Source organism: Labilibaculum manganireducens (genome assembly GCF_963665805.2).
Lineage (GTDB): Bacteria > Bacteroidota > Bacteroidia > Bacteroidales > Marinifilaceae > Labilibaculum > Labilibaculum manganireducens.
Window position 1 is genome coordinate 1631385 of sequence record NZ_CAXXEE010000003.1, and the last position, 24329, is coordinate 1655713.

Consider the following 24329-nt stretch of genomic DNA (forward strand, 5'->3'; position numbering starts at 1 on the left):
ATTTGCAGAAGCAAATTATACATATCATATAAGACTTAATTAACAAATATTTATTAACAATGACACCCAAGTTTAAAGCGCAAGCCGGAACTTTTGAATCAAGCGATATTATGATTCTGATTGAGCCTCTTGAAAAAGATTCTGGTCGCAAAGTTGATATTTCTTCAACAGTAATACTTCAGTTCGAAGAAGATATTAAAAAAACTATAAATCAGGTACTTGATCGGCTTCAGGTTAAAGATTTGCATCTTATTGCCAAGGACAAAGGAGCACTGACGCAGACAATCGAAGCACGAGTTGAAACAGCAGTTAAACGATCTTTAGGTATCCAGGAGGGGACAATGTAATGGTAAAGAAAAAAAGAAGGTCGATGTTGTACATTCCCGGTAATAATCCGGCAATGATTCAACAAGCAGGAGTTTATGGTTGTGATGCTGTTCTTCTTGATCTGGAAGATGCTGTAGCATTAAACCAAAAAGATGCAGCAAGAATTTTGGTTCGTAATATGCTTAAAACGGTTAATTTTTACGACACCGAAGTATGTGTGCGTGTAAATAATTTTCATACTCCGTTTGGATTAACGGATTTGGAGGAAATAGTGCCGTTACAGCCAGATAATATCCGTTTCCCGAAAACAGAAACAGTAGCCGATGTTAAGGAGTTCATGAAAGAAGTGCGGCGCATCGAAAAGGAACATGGAATTAAGAATCCAACCATGACTATTCATGTGATGATAGAAACAGCCAAAGGGGTTGCGAATGTTTATGATATCGCGGCTGCCGATCCAAGAATAGATGCTATTACTATTGGAGGGCAGGATTTAACTGCAGATATGGGTATTATAAAAACTCCGGATGGAGTTGGTATTGATTACGCACGTAAGAGAATCGTGATGGCTGGAAAAGCCAATGATTTAGACGTTTTAGATACTATTTTTGCTGATGTGAACGACGATGAAGGTTTGCGGGAAGAAACAGAATATATTAAAAAAATAGGTTTTGCAGGTAAGGCTCTTATAAATCCACGTCAGGTTGATGTTGTTCATGATGTGTTTAACCCGACTGAAAATGAGGTGCGTAAGGCATATCGTGTTTATTCTGAGTTTATTAAAAACAAAAAAGCTGGTATTGGAGTTTTTGCAATTGATGGAAAAATGGTAGATGCTCCTGTTGTTCAAAGAGCAATTACAGTTTTGGAATATGCCAAAATAGATTTGAAAGAAATTGAAAAGAATGCTGGTTAGTTTTTAAGCTTGGATTTAAAACGTAGACAAATGAAAAATGCAATAGGAGTTGAAATTCCTGAATATATAGAAGGCCTTGGGAAACTTGAACCTTTCCAGGGAGTTTGGAAAAGTATTATTGAAGACGAAGTTCCATCAACAAATATTTCACGAACGCTTAAGGCTAAAAAACCTCATGTTTCCAAACTTTGTAAAAATCTGGAAGAGGCTATCAAAAGATGTAAACCTTTTGATGGAATGACTGTTACTTGTCATCATCATTTAAGAGGTGGAGATGGAGTGTTGATGCAGACCATTAAAATACTTGATGAGATGGGCATTAAGGATATCACCTTGGCGTCCTCATCACTTACATCAGCTCATGATGGTTTGGTTCCTTATGTTGAAAAAGGAATGATTACCAGAATCTTCACATCAGGTATCAGAGGTGCATTAGGCGATGCAATATCAGTTGGGAAATTAAAATATCCGGCAATTATTCACTCTCACGGTGGTCGTGTACGTGATTTTTTAACAGGAAGAATTAAGCCTGATTTATCGGTTTTAGCAGCATCTGCAGCTGATGAAGAAGGAAATGCAACAGGTGCTCATGGCCCATCAGCTTTTGGATCTATGGGATACGCAGATATTGATGCCCGGTATTCTCGTAATGTAATTATTGTTACTGATAATTTGGTTGAATATCCTTGTGTGCCTTGTACTGTACGTCAACATTTTATCGATTATGTGGTAAAAGTGGATAGTATCGGTGATGCAACAAAAATTGCGTCGGGAACTACCCGTATTACCAATTCACCAATGGATTTACGTATTGCCCGAATTGCTGCAACAGTAATTGAACATTCTGGTTTGTTCAAAAATGGAATGTCGTTTCAGGTAGGTGCAGGTGGAGCTTCTTTGGCGGTGGCCAAATTTCTTCGCGAAGATATGAAGCGGAAAAATATAATTGGCAGCTTCATGATTGGAGGGGTAACTTCCTATGGTGTTGATATGTTGAATGAAGGGTTGTTTCATTCTATTTTTGATGTGCAGTCTTTCGATGCCGCAGTGAGTACTTCGGTATTGAATAATCCAAATCATATCGAAATTTCGTGTGATCAATATGCGAATCCCAATAACTGCGGATCTATGACTAATAAGTTGGATGTGGTTGTTTTGGGTGCACTCGAAGTGGATGTTGATTTCAATGTAAATGTAATTACGGGTTCTTCAGGAGAAATAAGAGGCGCATCCGGAGGTCACTCCGATACCGCATCCGGAGCGAACTTAACAGTTGTTGTTTGTCCGGCATTTCGCGGTCGGTTACCCATTGTAAAAGATCGCGTTCACACTGTTGTTACTCCTGGAGAAAGTGTTGATGTAATTGTAACCGAGAGAGGTGTATGTGTTAATCCAGCGAAACCAAATTTGGCAGCGAAACTTAAAGAAGCCGGGGTGCAGGTGGTTGATATTCGTGACTTGAAAGAGGAAGTGGAGAAAATGACTGGTGTACCTGCCGAAAAGCAATTGGGAGATCAGATTGTAGGCTTGGTTGAATATCGCGACGGGACTATTATTGATGTAATTTATAATGTAAAGAATCTCTCATAAGCTGAGGCCGATTTATACAAATGAAATATGATACACCCTACTTGTTTTAAGCATTTAGGGTGTATTTGTAAACAGGAAGTAGACAAAATGGAGAAAGTCGTAAGAGAAATTTTGGAGGCTAAAGAAATCCGGTCAAAAGAGAGACAGAAATTTGCTGAGTTAGGAGATATTTCACTAAGTCTGACTCTTAATATTCCCGGTGTTCCAAAATCGAATGATCAGATCAAATTGTTTTTCTCAGAATGTTTGTCTGATCTGAAACGATTTTTACTTTCTCATCGGATTATTATTGAGGAAAAAAGAGAAATTATTCGTCCTGATGCAGCAGGAGATTTTTATTTAGTCCCTGTTTCAGGCATTGAAATTTCAGCAGCAACAATAAAAGAGATTGCAGAGCTTTATGAAAAGGAGCATTCGTTAGGTAGACTCTTGGACGTTGATATTACTGATGAAAAAGGAAATCCGGTTTCATCGGGAAAAGCCAAGAAGTGTTATTTCTGTGATGAGCACCCTGCTGTGTTTTGTATGAGAAGGCAAACTCATGAATATGGAGAAATGAGAGCTGTTATCGAGAAAGACATATCCCGTTTTTTACAGGAAAGAAGGAAAATCAGGGTTTGTAAAGATTTGTCTGCATTTGCTTTAAAAGCACTTCTTCATGAAGTATCTCTGTCTCCAAAACCGGGTTTGGTCGATCGTTTTTCGAACGGATCTCATTCGGATATGGACTTTTCAACATTTTTAAATTCGAGTGCTGTCTTGTCTGTCTATTTTAAAGAAATAGCTGAGTATGGTTATTCTTATTCGTCTGCAAATATAAAAGATGCTCTGCCAAAATTGAGACAAATTGGGTTGCAAATGGAAGAGGATATGTACCGTGAAACTTGTGGGGTGAATACTCATAAGGGGGCCATATTTTTGTTGGGATTTTCACTGTTTGTAAGTGCCAATCAAATAAAAAACCGGAATTTTTCGTATGATTCATTTGTTAATCAAATAAAGGAATTAAACGGTAACTTAGTTGAGAATGAGTTGGGGAAGAAACTTTATAGCAGCAAAAAAACACATGGAGAAGAGTGTTTTGAGAAGTTTGGAGATATGGGGAAAGGAATTAGAGGCGAAATTCAATCAGGATTACCTTGTGTTTTCAATCATGCAATTCCTGTTTTGAGTTCTCATTTCGATAAAATGGATACAGTAAAAGATGAAATTATTCATGAAGGATTAAAACAAACACTTTTAGTTTTAATTGCTCACAATAACGACAGCAATATTTTATATCGTAAAGGAGAAAAAGTTCTTAATGAATTACAGGATATTTCACAACAGGCTTTTATTCTTTTTGGAACTCAATATTTTAATTCAAAGTATCAGGATTTATTGGATTATTGTAATGAAAATCGGATATCTCCAGGTGGTTCTGCTGATTTGCTTGCGGTTGCATTCTTTACATATATGGTGAATAAAAAGTACAATTAAAAAGTACTCAATACAAATTGAAAATGAATAATAAAACAACATTTGTCATGCTTTCATAGATGCTGAGCACCTTTCATAACATATAAAATTAGAGGGGTATTTTCTGTGAAATGCATATTATTGAGTGCGGAAATAAAAAGAAAATATTTACACAAAACAATACTAAACAACGAATAAGGATGGGAGTTGAGAATACAGATTATAGGGAAGAGTCTTTAGATCTAAACAATCCCTTTGATATAAAGCTGGTCTCAGAATTTCTGGAGCCATTGGGTTTTGAGTTCGATTCTACAGACGTTGATTACACCATGATTCTTTATAATTTGAATCAGGAGGTAATAGGAACCGGGTCGTATAAAGGAAGAGTACTTAAATATGTTGCAGTTTCTCCTAAATTTAGAGAAGGAGCTGCTTTTGCGCAAATTGTAACACATTTAATTGAATTGGTTATTAATGAGCACAAACACATTTTTGTTTACACGAAGCCTCGTAATTTAGAGGTTTTTAAAGGATTGGGATTTACCGAAATTGCAACTGCAGAGCCATTGTTCTCTGTTTTGGAATTTGGATATGAGAATATCAAAACATATCAGGACTATTTGCGGTCAATAAAAAAGGATGTAACTTTTGGTGGCATCGCAGCCATAGTTGTAAATTGCAATCCTTTTACTAAAGGGCATAAATATCTGATCGAAAAAGCTTGTGCGGAGAATAGAGTGTTGTACCTATTTATAGTTGAAGAGGATCGTTCGTCATTTACTTTTGATGTTCGATGGCGATTGATTCAGGAAGAATTGGGGCACATTAAAAATCTGGTAATGGTGAAGGGGGGAGATTATGTAGTTTCAGGAACTATTTTTCCTTGTTATTTTTTGAAAGATGAGAAAGAATGTGACATTGCGGCTAAACAAGCCGAATTGGATGTAGTCACTTTTTTGAATTATATTGTTCCAATTTTAAATATTAATAGAAGATACGTTGGAACTGAAATGTATTCGCCGGTAACTGCAGCCTACAACGAAGCCATGATTAAATATTTACCGTCCAATGGCGTTGAAATTCTTGAAATACCAAGAATTACACAAGGGAGCTCAGATAATTATATTTCTGCATCAAAAGTAAGAATTGCGATCCGTGAAGACAGACTGAATGAAATCCTCGATTTTTTACCGGATTCAACGAAGAATTATTTGTTGTCGGAGGAATCTGCTGAAATTAGAGAGAAGATAAAAAATACAGTTACCAGACATTAAACAGAAAAGCCGGATGAGCATCATCCGGCTTTTTTTAACTTTACAATATTATAAACCTATTCGTTTTCGGATATTAGAAAGTGTGGTTGGTTTTGAATTGTAGGTGTATTTTGCGAATATCAAATAAAAAAGCAATAGTAGATTGAATAAGTAATTGAAATACAGAGGTATATGGTAGTTGTTGCGGGCTATATCATCTATAAAAATATAGCATAAGGTAAAAACTTCACCCCAAAACCACAGCCATAAAAACAACTCGCTTAGGTCATCTGTTTTTTTTGTTTTAAACGTGTGGATTACTTGTGGCAGAGCACAAATTGCGAAAAGAATGCTTCCCATCCATCCAATAATTTCATTTGCTTGCATGTCGTCGTATTTTCATGCAAAAATGAACAAAACAAAGGAGAAAAATAAGAAATCCGGCTAATTTCTTTGGATTAACAACAAAGTGCGGTCATCATCAAATTTAGAGACATTGTAGATTTTGGTTAATTCCAATTCCACATCTTTGGGTTCAATAATTTCTTTTTCTTTGTTATTATCAAGAATGTAGAATATAGCTTCATCACCAATCATCTCACCGGTTCTGTCATTAACAGCTTCGGTGTACCCATCGGTATAAAAGAATAGTTTGTCTCCCTTATTAAACTCGTGAACTAAGCTTCTATATTTGATTCCCTTTACAACACCCAATAAGGTTCCAACAATATTTAATTGCGATATGGTTTTATCTATTCCATCATAAAGAAAAGGTCGAAGAGCTCCCGCTGATGCAATACTAATCTTATTCGACGAAGTACAAAGCGATATGATACTCAGAGTTGTGAATACTTCAGTTAACTGAATGTCTTTAAAAAGATATTCATTTATAATATCCAGAAATTTGCCCGGTGATTCAACAAAATCGAGTTCTTGTCGATTAACGAAAAAATTAATGGTACTTCGTATGTAGGCAATATAGGCTGGTACAAAGAACCAGGCATCCCATTTTTTTCCCATTACATCACCCAAAATCAATATTTTTCTATTCTGGTCTACATCAATAATTTCATAATAATCACCTCCGGGTAATTTATTGTAGGGCTGATGAAGAATTTGAATGTTGTAGTCTCGTATGGTATCCTGAAATTCATTTTCGAAACGAATTGGAGATCTTTTTGCTGCCGAATTAAGCGCGCTTAAGTATTTGCTTTTTAAATCATGTTCGCGCTGAACATTGGAGTTTATTTGATGGATAATTAGCTTCGGATTCAGATTCTTGAATAGAAAACCACTTATTTTGGATTGCATTAGACTTTCCAGTTTGTCCATGTCGTCAGCATCAGTAACAAGAATGTTTATTGGAATATGATTCGAAACAATTTCCGTTATTTTATCTAAGATTGAGATCGCCCAATTTGCTTTATCGTCAATAATAATGCCCCAGGTATTGGTGTCCTGCAGAGCCATGAAAAAATCAGAATCGGAATAAACAGCGGTAATATTTGTTTTGAGATGTTTTCTTGGAAGAGGAAAGGGTTTAATTCTATTTGCACAATATATCAGGTTTCCTTTTTCAAAACTGATGTCATCTTTTCTCGCACTATCAAGAATATCTTTTCTTAAATAGGCTTTCTTTAAATGGGATTTGATCTTTGAGATAAAGATCTTTTGTTTGATTGGTTTGGTGATAAAATCATCCGCACCGTCATTCAGATTTTTAATCCATGTGTCTTCCTCGTTGTTTCCAGAAAGAAAAATAAAAGGAGTGTGCTGGTATTCAGGTGTCTGTCTTAGTCTTCTTACCAGTTCATTGCCATCCATTAATGGCATGTATAAATCTGAGATGATAAGATCGAAATGTTGACTTTTGGCCTGATCAATAGCCTCTTTTCCGTTTTTTGCAAGTGTTGTTTGGTAACCTAATCCTTTTAGAGTAAACTCAATGAATTTTAGGATAACTACGTCATCATCAACAACCAGTATATTTGGCGAGACTTTTGCCATATCAGTATTTTATTCAACTGATGAAAAGCTGTTAACACATGCGGTTTGGTCTTGTAAAATATCAAAAATAGAATCCAACTGCATTAATTCTATCAGCTCCATCACATCTCTGTTGATATTGCAAAGTTTTATAAAACTTTTATGTTCTTTTGATGTTTTAAGAGCCGATAAAAGTGCACCAAAACCAGAACTGTCAATAAAGCTGATTTCTTCAAAATCAACAATTAATTTTGATTTAGGTTGAGACAAAAGTTCATTCATTTTTTCCTTCGCAATATTTGCATTTAAGGCATACAAACGATTGGTTTCTCCCAATTTCATTATTGTTATAGAGTTTACCTGTTTGGTTTCAATATTCATAGCAGTAAAATATGGTTACAGTGATTAAAGTTGTCCTAAGGTTTCTTTTAATTCTTTTATGGCTAAAGGACATTGTGATAAAAATTCCTCTACTAATACAGGAATATTTACTAAATCAATGTCATTCATAGTTTCGTTTTTTACGTTAGTCCAGTTTTTTTCATCTTGAGGACTAAATTCAATCCTGTTTTCTCTCTTCAGCTGCAATTCAAACTTTAAATTTCCTTTTGAAAAATGCTCTAATTGTTCTAGACAATCACCAGAATTTTCCATTCCCATTGTTCGTACGGATGATTTTGCCTTGTGGGCAATAGCGCCTAAATCCTGCCAGTTCCGAGCTTCAAAACTTCTTGATATTTCTTCTTCAAATTCAGGGATTTGTTCCAGAAAAATATCAATCATTTCACTGATGATGTTTTTGTCATTTCCAGACATCTCCTTTAAATAGGAGAGATCTGTGATCATTTCACCTTGAGTCATTCTGTTGATATGAGCTTGTTCGATTTAACATTTGTTTGATTTTTTTTATAAATTCAACTTTTATTTCGATAGAAATAATGCGCTGAATTTTGAGCAAAATCTTCATTATCGCATATGCAATAATACTAATTTATTTTTAATTTACCTATTGCTCCAGCTATTCAATTAGAGCTTAGTATGCTTGATTTTACTGATTGTTTATTGATCGTAATTTTTTAGATTTGCTATTGTTTGCCCGATTAATAATTAGGATTAAGCTCAACAAAAGATTTTTTTTTTCGTAACACTAATTTTTACAGAATTTATCTGAACAAAATATCTAACTTAATGTTTATGATCTGGAAGTTTACTACCGCTGTTTTTCTTTTTGTTTTTTTATTATCAGGGAATCTAACCGGGCAAGAGTTGTTGCCTGTGAAAAAGTCTGAATTTGTTGATAATGAACCGAATCGAAAACAAGCTTTTGCCCAAGTGAAAGAGGCATCTGAGCTGTATCAAAAAGGAATTGGATATGTGCCCCAGAGTTTAAATCTCTTTTTGAGTGCCTACAACTTAAATAATAATAATCCTGAGTTAAATTACAATATTGGTCTTTGTTATTTAATATCAGGACCAAGAGATGCTGCGCTGTCATATTTACTTGCTGCAAAATCTGCTAATGCTGATATCAGTGCAGATATTCATTTTCTGATTGGCTTGGCTTATAAATATCAAAATAATTTTTCTGATGCAATCATTCATTTTAAAATGAATAAAGAGTTAATTCAGCAGAATAAGTATAAAGAGCAGAAAGAACTTTTGCCTATAAGTGATAAACACATTCAAGAGTGTCGAAGCGGCAGGTTGCTAATGAAAAATAGTCTTGATCTGGAGATACAACCTGTTGAAGGAAATGTAAACTCAGAATTTGATGAATTTAATCCTCAAATAATAGATAGTAATCTGTTTTTTAGTTCGCGAAGAGGATTAGAGAATGATAGCAGGTCACCAGAAGATCAAAAGTTTTTTGAAAAACTTTTTAAGGCTTCAAAAAGTGAGGTGTTGGATATTGAGGTTCGTGAAGAGAAAAATAATTTAGGAGAAAATGTAAATTCTACTTTGCTGTCTAAATTTGACGATAAACAATTTGTATTTTATAATAGTAATTCGGGAGCAGGTGATTTGTTTCTGGCAGAAAAGGAGAGAGGCAAATGGAAAATAGGAAGAGCAATTAAATTCATTAACGAAAAGGATTCAAGAGAGAGTTCTGCAAGTTTACCTCAGTCGGGAGATGAAATTTATTTTGTAAGTAATCGTAAAGGCGGCTTTGGCGATTGTGATATCTATTTTTGTAAAAAAGAGTCGGAGTCTAAATGGTCTAAGCCAATTAATATTGGTGGCGATATTAATACTGAATATGACGAAGGTGATGTTTTTATAAGTGCGGATGGCACTAAGTTATTTTTCAGTTCAAAGGGGCACAATACCATGGGGGGATATGATATATTCAAGTCTGACCGTCAGGACGATGGAACTTGGAGTAAGCCAATAAATCTGGGATATCCAATAAATAGTACTGATAACGATATTACCTATTGTGAAGATCAGAATGGTGTTTTTTATTTTGCATCCGAGCGTAGCGGAGGCAAAGGAGGATTTGATATTTATTGTCAAAAAACACCTGAGCCGGTAATCGAAGAAGTTGCAGAGGAAGTCATAGCAGAACCAGTGATTGAACTTCCTGAAACGAAACTAGAAGTTCCTGTTACTCTTCCGCTTGTAAGTTTTAAAAGTGAGGCCGTTGCAATAACTGAAACTCCGGTAAAACAAGAATTAGTTGAAGAAGACTTTGTTTATAGAGTTCAAATTGCTGCGGCAAGAAAAGAAATGGATCCTAAAGATTTATTTAAAAGGTATAAAGGAGGTGATGTTATAGATCATTTGTTTGTAGAAAACTGGCATAAATATACTATCGGAGGATTTTTAACATTTAAGGAGGCTGCCAAATATAGGGATGCCAGTGGAGTGAAGGATGCTTTTGTTGTTTTGTTTAAAGGAGGTTATCGATTAGGTATTGCAAGAAGACCTTTTGAGGCAAACTAGTGTATTGGCACAAACGATATCTGAGAAAAATTTTTACATTTGCAAAAGATAACACAAACACGATTTAATAACTTTTTTCTCAGGTAAATCTTCAGTAAAAAAGCTTGACTTTTTTATGATTACTTGAAGATCTTGCCCAAAATACGTAAACAAATGAAAAGAACAGCATTCACTAGCTTTCATGAAGAATTAGGTGCAAAAATGGCGCCATTTGCCGGGTATAACATGCCTATTGAGTATACCGGAATTAACGATGAGCACAAATGTGTTCGTGAAAAATTAGGGGTTTTTGATGTATCTCACATGGGTGAGTTTTGGGTGAAAGGTCCAAAAGCTTTTAGTTTTGTACAAAAATTGACTACAAATGATGTAGCTACACTTTCCAATGGAAAAGTTCAGTATAGTTGCTTCCCAAATGGGAAAGGCGGAATCGTTGATGATTTATTAGTATATCAGATTGATAGCGAGACGTATCTATTGGTTGTAAATGCAGCTAATATTGAGAAAGATTGGAATTGGTGTTGTAAAAATGCTGAGGAAATGGGATTGGAAGTTGGAACTGAACTTTATAATGCTTCCGATGAAATATGTCAGTTAGCAGTACAAGGTCCTTTGGCATTGAAAGCGATGCAGAAAATTGTGGATCGTCCGATTGAAGATATGGAGTATTACACATTTCAAAAAGTAACCATTGCAGGAATCGAAAATGCTATTTTTTCGACTACCGGTTATACTGGTTCGGGCGGATGTGAAATTTATGTATCAAACGAAGATGGAGCGAAGCTTTGGAATGCTGTAATGGAAGCAGGAAAAGAATTTGGAATCCAGCCAATTGGTTTGGCTGCCCGTGATACACTGCGCTTAGAAGTTGGTTTCTGTTTATACGGTAACGATATTGATGATGATCATTCACCGATTGAAGCAGGTTTAGGTTGGATCACCAAGTTTGTGGAAGGAAACGATTTTATCGATCGTGAATTTTTCGAAAAGCAACAAGAGGAGAAACCAAAACGCAGATTAAAAGGTTTTGAATTGATTGATAGAGGAATTGCTCGTCATGGCTATAAAATTGAAGATGCTGAAGGAAACGAAATTGGCGAAGTAACTTCGGGAACAATGGCTCCAATGGTAGGAAAATCAATTGGTTTAGGATATGTTAAGGAAGGATTTTATAAACTGGATACTGAGATTTTTATTCGTGTTCGAAATAAAGCGGTAAAAGCTAAAATCACAAAAATTCCTTTTTACAAAGCGTAAATCGAATTTTTATTGAAATAACAAAAGACAGTTACCCGTGATGTAGCTGTCTTTTTTTGTTTTTAATCATAGCGGTTGGGGCTTTTCAAACATAAATTCTTATATTTGGAATGGTTTTTTAAGGGAAATTAATTCTGAAAATAGAATTTAATTTTTCTTGTTACCATCTAAATTCACATAGATTGCTCCGAACAATCCAAATATTTGGATTTTCAGGAAAAAACACCATCGTGTGAATGAATATAAGTAAAAAATTCTGCAGGTTAAGTTTCTGTTTTTCAGAACGTAAATATTAATCTATACGAAGGGGGATAAGAGGATAAATTATTTGTTATAAAACATACATTTTAACAAGTAAAAGCGTCTTAAAATAAATTTTTATTTGCAATTTTGCCTCAGGATATGGAATAATACAAAAATTTAAAACGTTTGAAAAAATGAAAGTACACAACTTTTCTGCAGGTCCTTCAATTCTTCCTGATTTTACAGTTGAAAAAACAGCTGAAGCAATTAAAAATTTTGCCGGAACAAGTCTTTCTTTGATGGAAGTGTCTCACCGCAGCAAAGAATTTGTTGCAGTAATGGATGAGGCTATCGCTTTGTTTAAGGAATTATTAAGTATTCCTGAAGGTTATTCGGTTTTGTTTCTTGGTGGTGGTGCCTCAACTCAGTTTTGCATGATTCCTTACAATTTGTTAGGAAAAAAAGCAGCTTATCTGAATACAGGAGCTTGGGCAAACAAAGCTTTGAAAGAAGCAAAACTATTTGGTGAAGTAATAGAAGTAGCATCTTCGAAAGATACTGTTTACAACTACATTCCTAAAGGATATAATATTCCTTCTGATGTAGATTATTTTCACATTACTACCAACAACACTATCTACGGTACAGAGATTAAAGAAGATTTAGATATTAATGTTCCTTTAGTAGCTGATATGTCATCTGATATTTTCTCCCGCCCGGTTGATGTTTCAAAGTATGCATTAATTTATGGCGGTGCTCAAAAGAACCTTGCACCGGCAGGTGTTACTTTTGTGATTGTAAAAGATGAAATTCTTGGTAAGGTAGATCGTCAGATTCCAACCATGTTGAACTACCAAACACACATCGATGGAGAGTCAATGTTCAATACTCCTCCGGTTGTTCCTGTTTTTGCAGCTCTTCAAACTTTGCAGTGGATCAAAGAACAAGGTGGCGTATCTGCAATGCAGAAACGAAATGAAGATAAAGCAGCAGTGCTTTACAATGAGATTGACAGCAATCCAATGTTTAAAGGAACTGTTATTAATAAAGAAGATCGTTCATTAATGAATATCTGTTTTGTGATGAATGACGAGTATAAAGAATTGGAAAAAGACTTCTACGAATTTGCAAGCGCGAAAGGAATGTCTGGAATTAAAGGACACCGTTCAGTTGGAGGGTTCCGTGCTTCTACTTACAATGCTCTGCCAAAATCAAGCGTACAGGCATTAGTAGATTGTATGCAGGAATTCAAAAACATTCACGTAAAATAATTATAATAGGAAATGAGCAGGAATGGAGAAATCCATCTCCTGCTTGTTTGTCATTCAGTGCACGAGGAACGACTAAAGTAATGTACACATTACTTCGATTTGGCTGGCGATGACATTTTATTTTTTCATAATTCAAATATCAAATAAAATGACAAAAGTATTAATTGCAACCGATAAGCCTTTTGCTCCTGCCGCTGTTGATAGTATCAGGACTGTTGTGGAAGGTGCTGGTTACGAATTGGTTTTATTGGAATCTTATACTGATAAAGCAGATTTATTAGCTGCAGTTGCCGATGTGGACGCCATGATTATTCGCAGCGATAAAGCAACACGCGAAGTAATTGAAGCTGCTAAAAACCTTAAAGTAATTGTTCGTGCAGGTGCAGGATACGATAATATCGATCTTGAGGCTTGTACTGAGAAAGGCGTTGTTGCCATGAATACTCCGGGACAGAATTCAAATGCTGTTGCTGAGTTGGTTTTTGGAATGATGGTATTTTTGGCAAGAAATGGGTTTAACGGAAGTGCTGGTGTTGAAGTACGAGGAAAGAAAATCGGAATTCATGCATATGGTAATGTGGGGCGTTATGTTGGTGAAATAGCTAAAGGCTTTGGAATGGAAGTATATGCTTTCGATCCATTTGTGGCTAAGGAAACAATTGAAGCTGACGGTGTAAAGGTAGTTGACTCTGTTGAGGAATTGTATAGCACCTGCAACTATGTTTCTCTGCATATTCCGGCAAATGAAAAAACAAAAAATTCAATCAACTTCGATTTGTTGAACAAGATGCCTAAAGGTGGTGTGCTTGTTAATACAGCTCGTAAAGAGGTGATTGATGAAGAAGGTTTGATTCAATTAATGGATGCCCGTAAAGATTTTGCATACATTTCGGATATTGCTCCTGACTGTAAAGAAGAAATTGAGGATAAATTTCAAGGCAGATTCTTCTTCACTCCAAAGAAAATGGGTGCACAAACTGCTGAGGCAAATATCAATGCTGGTATTGCCGGAGCAAATCAAATTGTGAACTACATTAAAAACGGAGACGAAACATTCAGAGTAAATAAATAGTATTTGGAAAACAAGAGGAAAGTCATTTTCTTCTTGTTTTCTACCTTATATATTTGAACGCAATTAGCATTCAGATAGATTAAAACAAACAAACACAACGAAAACATAAAACGCGATGGCTATTTTAAAACCATTTAAGGGCTTGCGCCCACCAAAAGAGATTTCAAAAGATTTGGCTTGTTTGCCATATGATGTAATGAATTCAGAGGAAGCCGCTCAAATGGCTGAAGGAAAGGAAGTGTCTTTGCTTCATATCACTCGTGCCGAAATCGATTGCCCTGCCGGAACAGACGTTCACTCAGAAGAGGTGTATAAAAAATCTGTATCCAATTTAAAAATGTTCCAGGATAAGGGATGGTTGGTTCAGGACGAAGAAGCTAAGTTTTATATCTATGCTCAAACCATGGATGGCAGAACTCAGTATGGTATTGTTGCAAATGCAGCTTGCGAAGATTACAAGAATGGAGTAATTAAGAAACATGAATTAACCCGTCCGGATAAAGAGGAAGATCGTATGATTTTAACTCGTTATACCGAAGCTAATCTTGAACCGGTATTCTTTTCGTACAAAGCTGTTCCTGAAATTGATGCAATTGTTGCAGATATAGTAAAGAACGAAGAAGCTGAGTATGATTTTGTTGCTGAAGACGGATTTGGCCATCATTTTTGGCCGGTAAATAATCCAGCAACAAATAAAGAGTTGGAAGAGTTGTTCGCAACAAAAGTTCCTGCTACATATGTTGCTGACGGTCATCATCGTACTGCGGCCGCAGCTCGTATTGGGGATGAATTTGCTGCTAAGAATCCTAACCACACAGGTGATGAGGAGTACAATTATTTTATGGCTGTCCATTTTCCAGATAATCAATTGGCAATTATTGATTACAATCGTGTTGTTAAGGACTTAAACGGAATGACTGAAACTGAGTTTTTGGCAAAGTTGGAACAAACATTTGAAGTTGAGTGCATGGGTGAGGAGATTTACAAGCCTGCTAAATTGCATGAATTCTCAATGTATTTGGATAATAAATGGTACAAACTAAATGCGAAAGAAGGAACTTACGATGATAAGGATCCTATTGGAGTTTTGGATGTAACTATTTTATCAAGTCATGTATTGGATAATCTTTTAGGTGTTGAAGATCTTCGTACTACAACTCGTGTTGAGTTTGTGGGTGGAATTCGCGGATTAGGAGAGTTGAAAAAACGTGTTGATGGTGGTGATATGAAAGTTGCATTTGCTTTGTATGCAGTGTCGATGCAGCAGTTAATTGATATTGCTGATACAGGAAATATTATGCCTCCTAAAACAACTTGGTTTGAACCGAAACTTCGTTCAGGTTTGTTAATTCACAAGTTGGATTAAGCAAGTTTACATAAGAAATATGAAAGGGTGCCAATTGGCATCCTTTTTTTGTGCGAAAACGTACATATACGTGCTTATTCGAACAGATTTTGTCCCGCATGACTTTTTGTAGTTGTCAGATATATAGGTTTTTATGTGTGGTGGCATATGGATTGATACATAAAGGCTGTAAATCTAATCCCTAAACTATGATACTGAACTTTTTTAAGGTTGCCTTTCGGAATATGAGAAAATACAAAGGTTACACTTTTATTAATATTGTTGGTTTAGCTGTGGGACTGGCTTGTGTATTTCTTATTTATCTGTTTGTTCAGGATGAGTTGAGTTACGATAAATTTTATCCCAAATCTAAAGATATTTATCGTGTAGCAACTAAAGTAAAAATGGGAGAGCGAAAAATGGATGGCAATACCATTTGTGCGCCTTTTTCTCCAAACGCAGTTGCTGATTTTCCAGAGGTAAAATATGCTGTCCGAATAAATTTCTGGAACAATGTGTTGTTTAAATATGAGGACAAGCAATTTGTGGAAGACAAATTCTTACGCACAGATTCTACTTTCTTCGAAGTCTTCTCTCGTCCTTTTGTGTTTGGTGATTCAAGGACAGCTTTAAAGGAGAAGAATAATATTGTATTGACTCAAAGTACATCTCAAAAATATTTTGGCGATGCAAATCCTGTTGGGAAAATTTTGAAGATGAGTGAGGATAAGCTCTTTACTATAAGTGGAGTGGTTGAAGATGTACCTGAAAATTCTCATTTTCATTATGATTTAGTTGGCTTGTTAAATTTAAGTGCAGAAGAGGAAGATGCTTGGTTTAGTGACTATATGCAGGCTTATTTTTTGCTGCAGCCAGGAACGAACCACAAGGATTTAGAAGCTAAATTTCGTGATTTCACGATCAGACATATGGGACCTAAATTGATTGAAGTTCTTGGGATTGATATTGTAGCATGGGAAAAAAACGGAAATGAATTTAAGTATTATTTAGAGCCATTAGAGTCGATTTATCTTAAGACTACTACTGAAGGTCAGATAGAGCCTGTTAGTGATATAAAATACATTTATATATTTTCGGCGATTGCTTTTTTCATTCTATTACTGGCATGTGTTAATTTCTTAAATCTAACGACAGCCAGATCGTATACCCGGGCTCGTGAGGTGGGAGTAAGAAAAGTGTTTGGAAGTAATCGGAATATGCTTATGATTCAATTTTATGCAGAAACTTTCTTAATGACTTTATTGGCGACTGTTATTTCTTTCTTCCTGGTTGAGTTGACCTTGCCTTATTTTAATGAAATTACCCGGAAAAATTTGATGTCACCTTTATTATGGCAGGAGGAGTATCTTTTATTTATGGGAGGCGTAATTGCATTTGTTGTATTGTTTGCCGGGAGTTATACAGCCATTTCTTTATCGGGTTTTAAGGTGATGAGTGTACTGAAAGGTGAAGTGCAAAAAGGACGGCTGGGGAAACGAATAAGAGCTGGTCTTGTTATTTTTCAATTTGTGGTTGCCATTGGTATTTTGATATCTGCATTTATTATTAAAGAACAGGTTAATTTTATGCAGGAAAAAAGCTCGGATTTGATAAGGAACGTGTATTGGTGGTTGATAGGGCAAATTCATTAGAAGATGAAGAGAGAATATCCATTAAAGAAAAGCTAAAGGAGTATTCGGGAATTGAAGACGTATCATTTTCAGGAATGGTTCCCGGCCGGGGTACAAATGGATGGTCGATGTATCGTGAAGGAGCAAACAATGAAGATATAATCAATTTTCGATTGATGCATGTTGATGAAAACTTTATTGATTTGCTGGGACTGAAAATAATTGATGGAAGGAAATTTGATAAAAACAGGTTGTCGGATTCTTCTGTTTTTATAGCTAACGAAGCTGCGATTGCAGCATTGGGATATGCCGATAATCCTGTGGGACGAAATATTTACAAACCGGATTTTAATCAAAATGGTCGGAAGGCTATTGAGATTATTGGTGTAATTGAAGATTTTCATTTTGAATCGATGCGCGATAAAATACTTCCTATGTTATTGGTATCTGACCCGAAACTTTTTAAGCGTTATATGTTGGTTAAGTTACAGCCGGATAATGTAATGGATGGAGTAAAGATGGTAAAAAAGTACTGGTCAAAAATGACTGATGGGGAGCCTTTCGAATATTTCTTTTTGGATAGTGATTTTAATAACCTGTTTAAGGGAGAAGAAAGGGTTGCAAATATCCTTAGTTCTTTTACTATTTTGGCCTTTTTTATTGCACTTCTTGGTTTATTGGGATTGGTTTCTTTTGAAATGCAGCAAAGAGTAAAAGAGATCGGAATTCGTAAAGTACTGGGTAGTTCGGAATTTGGATTGATGGTGATTTTAAGTCGCAGTCTTTGTTTGAATGTAGTAATTGCAAATATTGCTGCATGGCCATTAACTTATTTTGTGATGCAGCACTGGTTATCGAATTTTGTTTACAGAATCAATTTTCCATGGTATTATTTTCCATTCGCTTTATTGATGTCAATTATTCTTACTTTAGTTACTGTAAGTGGACATTCGTTAAAGGTTGCAAGAGCAAATCCAATAGAATCCTTAAAATACGAATAGTTTTTTGTAAGTTTTAATACACGTTAAGAAAGCTCTCATCAGGAATTGGCGGGAGTTTTTTGTTGTATGTTTTTTAACCAAATGGTTAAAAAGCAGCAAATTTATTTGGAGGGACAAAAAAAAGCAATATATTTGCATTAACCAAACGGTTAATCCGAATGGTTAATTTTTTGAATATCAATTAACCAATTGGTTAAGAAAATAAAAATGGAAAAGAAATCAGTCGAGACCCAAGAGAATATTCTAATTGCAGCAAGAACTATTTTTGCACAAAAAGGATTAGCCGGAGCCAGAATGCAGGAGATTGCAGATCGTGCAGGAATAAATAAAGCTTTGCTCCATTATTACTATCGGAACAAAGAAAAATTATTTGAACAGGTTTTTGATGAAGCACTAAAAAAAATGCTTCGCCCCATAGCTGCGTTTTTAGCAGATGATTCTGATTTGTTTCAAAAGATCAGAAATATTTGCAGGCACTATCATGAAGTGTTAGTTGAGTATCCGTTCCTTCCTAATTTTGTAATTAATGAAATTAATTCGGATCCGACACGAATACTTAAATTGTTTGATGCTGAAGGGTTTTTGGAGGGAAGAGAAAAGACAATAATTCAAATTAACGAAGCTGTTAAGTCAGGAATGATAAGACCGATTGATCCAAGAGAGTTAATTCTAAATATCATTAGTTTGTCTATTTTTCCGTTCGCAGGCCGACCTGTAATTAAGGAGATTTTATATAAAAATGAAAATATATATGAGATACTGAAAGAGCGGGCCGATCGTGTTTCTGATTTCATAATTCAATCAATAAAAATTTAATTCTTTTGAAATGATATCAATTTGTAGAAAAAGCAAATACATTCTTTTGCTGATTATCTTTTTTAAGATTCAGATAGGATGGTCTCAGGAAGAGGTTCTTAGTTTGGATCAGTGTCAAAAAGAAGTTCAGGAATTTTTCCCATTAATGAAAGGAAAGGAACTTTTGAGTAAATCTTCGGATTTGAATACAGAGAATTTGAAACTTGCCTATTTACCAAAGATTTATGCCAATGGAAACCTCAGTTATCAGTCCGATGTAACAGGTATTTCATTTCCCGGAATGAATACGCCCAAAGCGCCAAAGGATAGATACTCGCTAAACGTAGATGTTGAACAGTTGATATTTGATGGCGGAAAAACTCATGACAGGGTTGAGGTGGAGAAGAAATCTTCGGAGGTTGAAATTAAAAATCTGGAGATTCAGATGTATCAACTTCGAGAACGCGTTAATATGGCCTATTTTGGAATTCTGTTGGTTCGAAAAAGTAAATTGGTAATACTTGATAAACAAAATACCATTGTTAAACGCTTGCAGCAATTGAAATCTGCTGTGGAAAATGGAATGGTTCTTCCTGCTAATTTGAAAATTATGGAGTCTGAATTGCTTTTAATAGAACAGCAGGTGTTAGAGCTAAATGCTCGTGAGGAATCCTCATTTAATGTGCTTTCTCAGCTAATGGGACGCAGTTTAAGTGTGAATACAAAACTTGAAGAAACAGAATATGATCAACTGTCAGTAAATGGTTTGGAATCTAAGGATAGGCCTGAATATCAATGGTACTTAAGCCGGCAATCATTGTTGGATGCTCAAAAAGAGTTATTGAAGAAAGACCGGTATCCGGTGGTGTCAGCTTTTGGTCAGATGGGATATGGAAATCCCGGTTACAATCAATTAAAGGATGAATTTGATACTTATTACATGTTGGGAGCAAAAATTTCCTGGAATATTTTCGATTGGAAATCAAATCGCAGAAAGCAAAAAGTAATTGGAATTCAAAAAGATTTACTGGGAACCCAGGAGTTAAGCTTTACGCAAAATCAGCGTATTAATTTGGGGAAAGAAAGCAGTGAGATCAGAAAATTCGAAATTTTACTGGAAAAGGATGATGCCATCATCGAATTGCAGGAGGATATTAGCAGAAGTTCAGCCTCGCAGTTGGATAATGGCGTGATTACCTCAAGTGATTATTTAGAGGATTTGAATAAGGAGATTCAAGCGAAATTAAATAAAGAATACCATACAATTCAATTGCAGCAATCATTGGCTGAGTTCAAACGAATCAAAGGAATTTAAATATCAATAAAATTTGCATGATTAAATAATTATTAGCTCACATACAAAAGTGATTATTTATTCACAGCAAGTTCCATATAGCAGTTAAAAAACAAATTATAAAACAGATGAAATTAACAACAATTATAGGAGCAGCCATTCTTTTCTTTGCTTTTGGCTGCAATCAAAATGAAGCCGATTCGGATGCTTTTGGAAATTTTGAGGCTACAGAGTATATGATTTCAGCTGAAAACAGCGGTAAGATACTTGCTCTTGATGTTAATGAGGGAGATGTTTTCTCAGAGGCAAAACAAGTTGGAATTATTGATACCACTCAGTTGTATCTGCAAAGAGAGCAGTTAAAAGCGCAAAAGTCAGCTGTGGCATCAGGAGTGAAGAATATCCTTTCTCGTATCGCGGTTTATCAGGAACAGATTTCTATCCTTGAAAAAGATAAATCGAGAATTGATAAAATGTTTGCAGACGGCGCAGCAACCAGCAAAGATGTTGATGATGTTAATGGTGGAATTTTGCTTGCTCAGAAGCAAATACAAGCGGTTAAAACGGAGAATGCCAAGGTTTTGGGAGAGCTGGAAAGTCTCGGTCGGAGAATTGAATCCTTAAACGATTTAATTGAGAAAAGTAAGATATATGTGCCAGAGACCGCTACGGTTTTGGAAAAATATCATGAAGCTTATGAAATGGTGAACACAGGAACACCACTATTTAAACTAGCCGATTTAAGTACGCTGGATTTACGGGTTTATATTAGTGGCGATCAGCTTACAGAGGTTAAAATCGGTCAAGAAGTGAAGGTGTTGATTGATAAAAATAAAGAGGAGAATGAAATACTTCAGGGGAAAGTAATCTGGATTTCTTCCCAATCTGAATTTACACCCAAAATTATCCAAACAAAAAAAGAGCGTGTGAAATTGGTTTATGCTGTAAAGGTTAAGGTGGTAAATGACGGACGTTTGAAGATTGGAATGCCGGGTGAAATTAGATTTAAATAGCATATGAACTCCACTATTAGCATAAATAATTTATCGAAATCTTACGGTGACGTTTCAGCTCTTAAAGAAATTAATCTGAATATTAAATCGGGAGAATTATTCGGATTAATAGGACCGGATGGGGCAGGTAAAACAACATTGTTTCGCCTGCTTGCGACTCTCTTGCTTCCCGATTCCGGCTCAGCGGAATTGTGTGGTTTCGATATGGTAAAGAAGTACAGGCACATTCGAAATATACTGGGCTATATGCCGGGTAAATTTTCTCTTTATCAGGATTTAACGGTTCTGGAAAATCTTAACTTCTTCGCCACAGTTTTCAATACCCGAATTGAAGACAATATGGATATGATTCGGGATATTTGGGTGCAGATTGAACCATTTAAGGACAGACCGGCTGGCAAATTATCGGGCGGAATGAAGCAAAAACTGGCTCTTTGCTGTGCGCTGATTCATCAGCCAAAAATATTGCTTTTAGATGAACCTACAACCGGTGTTGATGCTGTTTCGAGAAGTGAGTTTTGGCAAATGCTGAAAGGTTTAAAAACAAAAGGGATCACTATAGTTGTGGCTACTCCTTATATGGATGAGGCAAATTTGTGCGGGCGTGTTGCGCTTATGCAATCAGGCGAAATTCTAAGTCTGGATAGTCCATCTGGTATAATTGCCAGTTTCGAAAAAGATTTATACTCTTTTGAGGCAAAAGATACCTATCAGCTTTTGTTGAATTTACGCGCTTATCCATTTGTTAATTCTGTTTTTTTATTTGGCCAAAGTGTTCATTATACAGATGTTCGGGATGTTGTTGTCCTTTCAGATTTCAAAGATTATTTGAAATCGAAAGGGCAGGATCATGTTGAAATCAAACAAATTGCGGCAGGTATAGAGGATTGTTTTATGGCTTTGAGTCAACAAAATACTGTTCAGAAATGAATTCGGATAAAAAAGTAATATCAGTAAGGAATTTGACTAAAAAGTTTGGCTCGTTTACAGCAAATGATGATTTGTCATTTGATGTATATCAGGGGGAGATTTTCGGCTTTTTGGGTGCAAACGGAGCGGGAAAGACAACGGCAATGAAAATTTTGTGCGGACTTTCTTATCCTACTTCCGGGGAGATAATGGTTGCCGGCTTAGATGTTTACAAACAAAGGGAAGAACTGAAAAGAAATATTGGTTACATGAGTCAGAAGTTTTCATTGTACGAGGATTTAACGGTATTTGAGAATATTCGTTTCTATGCCGGTATTTATGGAATGTCATTGAAGGATATCAAGTTGAAATCGGATGATTTGCTGAAAAAACTGGATTTAGTTCATGCCCGAAATAAAAGAATTGGCGAACTGCCACTTGGTTGGAAGCAGAAACTGGCTTTTTCGGTTGCTATTTTTCACAATCCGGAAATCGTGTTTTTAGATGAACCAACCGGAGGGGTTGATCCGGTTACCCGAAGGCAGTTTTGGGATCTGATTTACGAAGCTTCCCGAAATGGAATTACCGTTTTTGTTACCACTCACTATATGGATGAGGCAGAATATTGCAACCGGGTTTCAATAATGGTTGATGGAAGAATTGAAGCCTTGGATACACCGGAAGGACTAAAAAATAAATTCGAAGCCAAAGATATGGATGAGGTTTTTCTTCGTTTGGCAAGAAAAAGCAATTACAAAGAGTAAGAATCTGAACAGATTTACTAAAAATATAAAGAGATGAAACACCCATTTAAAAGGCTTTACACAGAGGGATATGGTTGCAATTTGGGTGTTCCATGTGACAAATAAAAATCAAATTATAAACACATGAAACGATTTATCGGTTTCCTGAAAAAAGAATTCTATCACATTTTTCGCGATAAAAGATCGATGCTGATATTATTTGGAATGCCCATTGTGCAGTTGCTGCTTTTTGGTTTTGTTATCACCAACGACCTTAAAGATGTTAAAATGGCTGTTGTTGATCATTCTAAAGATGAATATACATCTGAAATCATTAATAAGATAACCTCTTCGGGCTATTTTAAACTTGTTAAGAATCTGGATGGCATTGCACAGGTAGATGAGCTTTTCCGAAAAGGAGAAACGAAGCTGGTTTTGGTATTTGAGCCTGATTTTGGACAAAATTTGATTAAAGGATCAAAAGCTTCGGTGCAAATATTGACTGATGCTTCGGAACCGAATATGGCAAGTTTAGAGGTGAATTATCTTCAGGGAATTCTTCAAAATTACAATCTGGAAATTAATAGAGGAGAGATAGTTCCCAGTCAAATCAGACCCCAGACAAGAATGTATTTTAACCCCAACATGGAGAGTGTATACATGTTTGTTCCGGGAATTATGGCCACAATTTTAATGTTGGTTTCTGCCATGATGACTTCTATATCTATTGCACGTGAAAAGGAAATGGGAACCATGGAGATTTTGCTGGTTTCACCATTGCGTCCTTTGCAAATCATCTTAGGGAAAGTTACTCCTTATCTGTTTTTGTCGTTTATTAATGCTTTGGTAATTGTCGGAATGGGCTATTTTGTATTTGGAGTTCCGGTTTTGGGTAGTTTCGCCTTACTTATGGCAGAGAGTCTTTTGTTTATTTTGATGGCTCTTTCTTTAGGAATCTTTATTTCAACCGTTTCGGACAGTCAGCAGGTTGCTATGATGCTTTCTATGTTTGCATTAATGTTGCCAACAATTTTGCTTTCAGGTTTCATTTTCCCTTTACGGAATATGCCTGTACCTCTGCAAATAATCAGTCATATTATTCCACCACGATGGTTCATTATAATCATCAAAAATATCATGTTAAAGGGAGCCGGATTTGAATTTGTTTGGAAAGAAACCTTAATTCTTATTGGAATGACTGCTGGATTTATTGGTCTTAGCGTCAAAAAGTTTAAAATCAGATTGGAGTAATACCCATCGAGATTTAAATTTATTTTTAACT

Annotated in this window: 22 protein-coding genes; 18 read left to right on the forward strand and 4 right to left on the reverse strand. The window is 35.7% G+C overall.

The genetic code is table 11. The annotated features are described in order from the left end of the window. The first annotated feature begins 59 nt into the window (after positions 1-59). The 5 genes from citD to ACHZAX_RS06180 all read left to right on the forward strand — a co-directional run bounded on the left by citD (position 60) and on the right by ACHZAX_RS06180 (position 5565). On the forward strand, positions 60-347 hold the full coding sequence (gene citD / locus ACHZAX_RS06160) for a citrate lyase acyl carrier protein (RefSeq protein WP_101310382.1): 288 nt from the start codon (positions 60-62) through the stop codon (positions 345-347). A gap of 23 nt (positions 348-370) precedes the next feature. After that, complete coding sequence (locus tag ACHZAX_RS06165) at positions 371-1243, forward strand: HpcH/HpaI aldolase/citrate lyase family protein (RefSeq protein ID WP_197092754.1); 873 nt, start codon at positions 371-373, stop codon at positions 1241-1243. 30 nt (positions 1244-1273) lie between these two features. Further along, a complete protein-coding gene (gene citF / locus ACHZAX_RS06170) occupies positions 1274-2833 on the forward strand; it encodes a citrate lyase subunit alpha (RefSeq protein WP_320018432.1) in 1560 nt (519 codons plus the stop codon). A gap of 87 nt (positions 2834-2920) precedes the next feature. Then, entirely contained in the window at positions 2921-4312 is a 1392-nt protein-coding gene (locus ACHZAX_RS06175; protein ID WP_320018433.1) for a triphosphoribosyl-dephospho-CoA synthase, read from the forward strand. Positions 4313-4491: 179 nt separating this feature from the next. Next, entirely contained in the window at positions 4492-5565 is a 1074-nt protein-coding gene (locus tag ACHZAX_RS06180) for a [citrate (pro-3S)-lyase] ligase (RefSeq protein ID WP_320018434.1), read from the forward strand. 48 nt (positions 5566-5613) lie between these two features. Here ACHZAX_RS06180 and ACHZAX_RS06185 read toward each other — a convergent pair whose 3' ends face one another. Genes ACHZAX_RS06185 through ACHZAX_RS06200 form a run of 4 tightly spaced genes read right to left on the reverse strand, consistent with a single transcriptional unit; the run spans position 5614 to position 8391 of the window. Beyond that, on the reverse strand, positions 5614-5931 hold the full coding sequence (locus tag ACHZAX_RS06185) for a PQ-loop repeat-containing protein (RefSeq protein ID WP_101310377.1): 318 nt from the start codon (positions 5929-5931) through the stop codon (positions 5614-5616). Positions 5932-5988: 57 nt separating this feature from the next. Then, complete coding sequence (locus ACHZAX_RS06190) at positions 5989-7551, reverse strand: response regulator (RefSeq protein ID WP_101310376.1); 1563 nt, start codon at positions 7549-7551, stop codon at positions 5989-5991. Between the two features lie 9 nt (positions 7552-7560). Beyond that, positions 7561-7911, reverse strand: coding sequence for an STAS domain-containing protein (locus ACHZAX_RS06195; protein WP_101310375.1), 351 nt, complete (start codon positions 7909-7911; stop codon positions 7561-7563). A 24-nt stretch (positions 7912-7935) separates the two neighbouring features. Next, the gene (locus ACHZAX_RS06200) at positions 7936-8391 is read right to left on the reverse strand and encodes an Hpt domain-containing protein (protein ID WP_101310374.1); all 456 of its coding nucleotides are present in this window, start codon (positions 8389-8391) and stop codon (positions 7936-7938) included. Positions 8392-8724: 333 nt separating this feature from the next. Here ACHZAX_RS06200 and ACHZAX_RS06205 point away from each other — a divergent pair, with 333 nt between their 5' ends. The 13 genes from ACHZAX_RS06205 (at position 8725) to ACHZAX_RS06265 (ending at position 24298) form a co-directional block, all read left to right on the forward strand. Next, positions 8725-10473 (forward strand): hypothetical protein, encoded by a 1749-nt coding sequence (locus ACHZAX_RS06205; RefSeq protein ID WP_320018435.1) that lies wholly within the window; start codon positions 8725-8727, stop codon positions 10471-10473. A gap of 153 nt (positions 10474-10626) precedes the next feature. Further along, positions 10627-11730, forward strand: coding sequence for a glycine cleavage system aminomethyltransferase GcvT (gene gcvT, locus ACHZAX_RS06210; protein WP_320018436.1), 1104 nt, complete (start codon positions 10627-10629; stop codon positions 11728-11730). Positions 11731-12167: 437 nt separating this feature from the next. After that, positions 12168-13244, forward strand: a complete 1077-nt coding sequence (gene serC, locus ACHZAX_RS06215; protein WP_320018437.1) for a 3-phosphoserine/phosphohydroxythreonine transaminase — start codon at positions 12168-12170, stop codon at positions 13242-13244. A gap of 148 nt (positions 13245-13392) precedes the next feature. Beyond that, the gene (locus tag ACHZAX_RS06220) at positions 13393-14316 is read left to right on the forward strand and encodes a 3-phosphoglycerate dehydrogenase (RefSeq protein ID WP_320018438.1); all 924 of its coding nucleotides are present in this window, start codon (positions 13393-13395) and stop codon (positions 14314-14316) included. Positions 14317-14431: 115 nt separating this feature from the next. Further along, complete coding sequence (locus tag ACHZAX_RS06225; RefSeq protein WP_320018439.1) at positions 14432-15682, forward strand: DUF1015 domain-containing protein; 1251 nt, start codon at positions 14432-14434, stop codon at positions 15680-15682. Between the two features lie 188 nt (positions 15683-15870). After that, positions 15871-17313, forward strand: coding sequence for an ABC transporter permease (locus ACHZAX_RS06230; protein ID WP_320018440.1), 1443 nt, complete (start codon positions 15871-15873; stop codon positions 17311-17313). Beyond that, positions 17289-18293, forward strand: a complete 1005-nt coding sequence (locus ACHZAX_RS06235) for an ABC transporter permease (RefSeq protein WP_320018441.1) — start codon at positions 17289-17291, stop codon at positions 18291-18293. Before ACHZAX_RS06230 ends, ACHZAX_RS06235 begins: the two co-directional genes overlap by 25 nt. 207 nt (positions 18294-18500) lie before the next feature. Then, the gene (locus ACHZAX_RS06240) at positions 18501-19109 is read left to right on the forward strand and encodes a TetR/AcrR family transcriptional regulator (protein ID WP_320018442.1); all 609 of its coding nucleotides are present in this window, start codon (positions 18501-18503) and stop codon (positions 19107-19109) included. 10 nt (positions 19110-19119) lie between these two features. Continuing rightward, positions 19120-20403, forward strand: coding sequence for a TolC family protein (locus ACHZAX_RS06245; RefSeq protein ID WP_320018443.1), 1284 nt, complete (start codon positions 19120-19122; stop codon positions 20401-20403). A gap of 107 nt (positions 20404-20510) precedes the next feature. Continuing rightward, the gene (locus tag ACHZAX_RS06250; RefSeq protein ID WP_320018444.1) at positions 20511-21395 is read left to right on the forward strand and encodes an HlyD family secretion protein; all 885 of its coding nucleotides are present in this window, start codon (positions 20511-20513) and stop codon (positions 21393-21395) included. A 3-nt stretch (positions 21396-21398) separates the two neighbouring features. Further along, positions 21399-22325: an ABC transporter ATP-binding protein gene (locus ACHZAX_RS06255; RefSeq protein WP_320018445.1), complete on the forward strand. Its 927-nt coding sequence runs from the start codon at positions 21399-21401 to the stop codon at positions 22323-22325. Further along, positions 22322-23068 carry an ABC transporter ATP-binding protein gene (locus ACHZAX_RS06260; RefSeq protein ID WP_101310363.1) on the forward strand — a complete coding sequence of 249 codons (747 nt, stop codon included), beginning with the start codon at positions 22322-22324 and terminating at the stop codon, positions 23066-23068. The genes ACHZAX_RS06255 and ACHZAX_RS06260 overlap by 4 nt, the downstream gene beginning before the upstream one ends. 123 nt (positions 23069-23191) lie before the next feature. Then, on the forward strand, positions 23192-24298 hold the full coding sequence (locus ACHZAX_RS06265; protein WP_320018446.1) for an ABC transporter permease: 1107 nt from the start codon (positions 23192-23194) through the stop codon (positions 24296-24298). Positions 24299-24329 lie beyond the last annotated feature (31 nt).

Coding starts and splice junctions, on each gene's coding strand:
- citD (WP_101310382.1), top strand. CDS start 60: ATGACACCCAAGTTTAAAGCGCAAGCCGGAACTTTTGAATCAAGCGAT.
- ACHZAX_RS06220 (WP_320018438.1), top strand. CDS start 13,393: ATGACAAAAGTATTAATTGCAACCGATAAGCCTTTTGCTCCTGCCGCT.
- ACHZAX_RS06265 (WP_320018446.1), top strand. CDS start 23,192: ATGAAACGATTTATCGGTTTCCTGAAAAAAGAATTCTATCACATTTTT.
- ACHZAX_RS06195 (WP_101310375.1), bottom strand. CDS start 7,911: ATGAATATTGAAACCAAACAGGTAAACTCTATAACAATAATGAAATTG.
- ACHZAX_RS06185 (WP_101310377.1), bottom strand. CDS start 5,931: ATGCAAGCAAATGAAATTATTGGATGGATGGGAAGCATTCTTTTCGCA.
- serC (WP_320018437.1), top strand. CDS start 12,168: ATGAAAGTACACAACTTTTCTGCAGGTCCTTCAATTCTTCCTGATTTT.
- ACHZAX_RS06180 (WP_320018434.1), top strand. CDS start 4,492: ATGGGAGTTGAGAATACAGATTATAGGGAAGAGTCTTTAGATCTAAAC.
- citF (WP_320018432.1), top strand. CDS start 1,274: ATGAAAAATGCAATAGGAGTTGAAATTCCTGAATATATAGAAGGCCTT.
- ACHZAX_RS06175 (WP_320018433.1), top strand. CDS start 2,921: ATGGAGAAAGTCGTAAGAGAAATTTTGGAGGCTAAAGAAATCCGGTCA.
- ACHZAX_RS06225 (WP_320018439.1), top strand. CDS start 14,432: ATGGCTATTTTAAAACCATTTAAGGGCTTGCGCCCACCAAAAGAGATT.
- ACHZAX_RS06260 (WP_101310363.1), top strand. CDS start 22,322: ATGAATTCGGATAAAAAAGTAATATCAGTAAGGAATTTGACTAAAAAG.
- ACHZAX_RS06245 (WP_320018443.1), top strand. CDS start 19,120: ATGATATCAATTTGTAGAAAAAGCAAATACATTCTTTTGCTGATTATC.
- ACHZAX_RS06230 (WP_320018440.1), top strand. CDS start 15,871: ATGATACTGAACTTTTTTAAGGTTGCCTTTCGGAATATGAGAAAATAC.
- ACHZAX_RS06255 (WP_320018445.1), top strand. CDS start 21,399: ATGAACTCCACTATTAGCATAAATAATTTATCGAAATCTTACGGTGAC.
- ACHZAX_RS06250 (WP_320018444.1), top strand. CDS start 20,511: ATGAAATTAACAACAATTATAGGAGCAGCCATTCTTTTCTTTGCTTTT.
- ACHZAX_RS06205 (WP_320018435.1), top strand. CDS start 8,725: ATGATCTGGAAGTTTACTACCGCTGTTTTTCTTTTTGTTTTTTTATTA.
- gcvT (WP_320018436.1), top strand. CDS start 10,627: ATGAAAAGAACAGCATTCACTAGCTTTCATGAAGAATTAGGTGCAAAA.
- ACHZAX_RS06190 (WP_101310376.1), bottom strand. CDS start 7,551: ATGGCAAAAGTCTCGCCAAATATACTGGTTGTTGATGATGACGTAGTT.
- ACHZAX_RS06165 (WP_197092754.1), top strand. CDS start 371: ATGTTGTACATTCCCGGTAATAATCCGGCAATGATTCAACAAGCAGGA.
- ACHZAX_RS06240 (WP_320018442.1), top strand. CDS start 18,501: ATGGAAAAGAAATCAGTCGAGACCCAAGAGAATATTCTAATTGCAGCA.
- ACHZAX_RS06200 (WP_101310374.1), bottom strand. CDS start 8,391: ATGACTCAAGGTGAAATGATCACAGATCTCTCCTATTTAAAGGAGATG.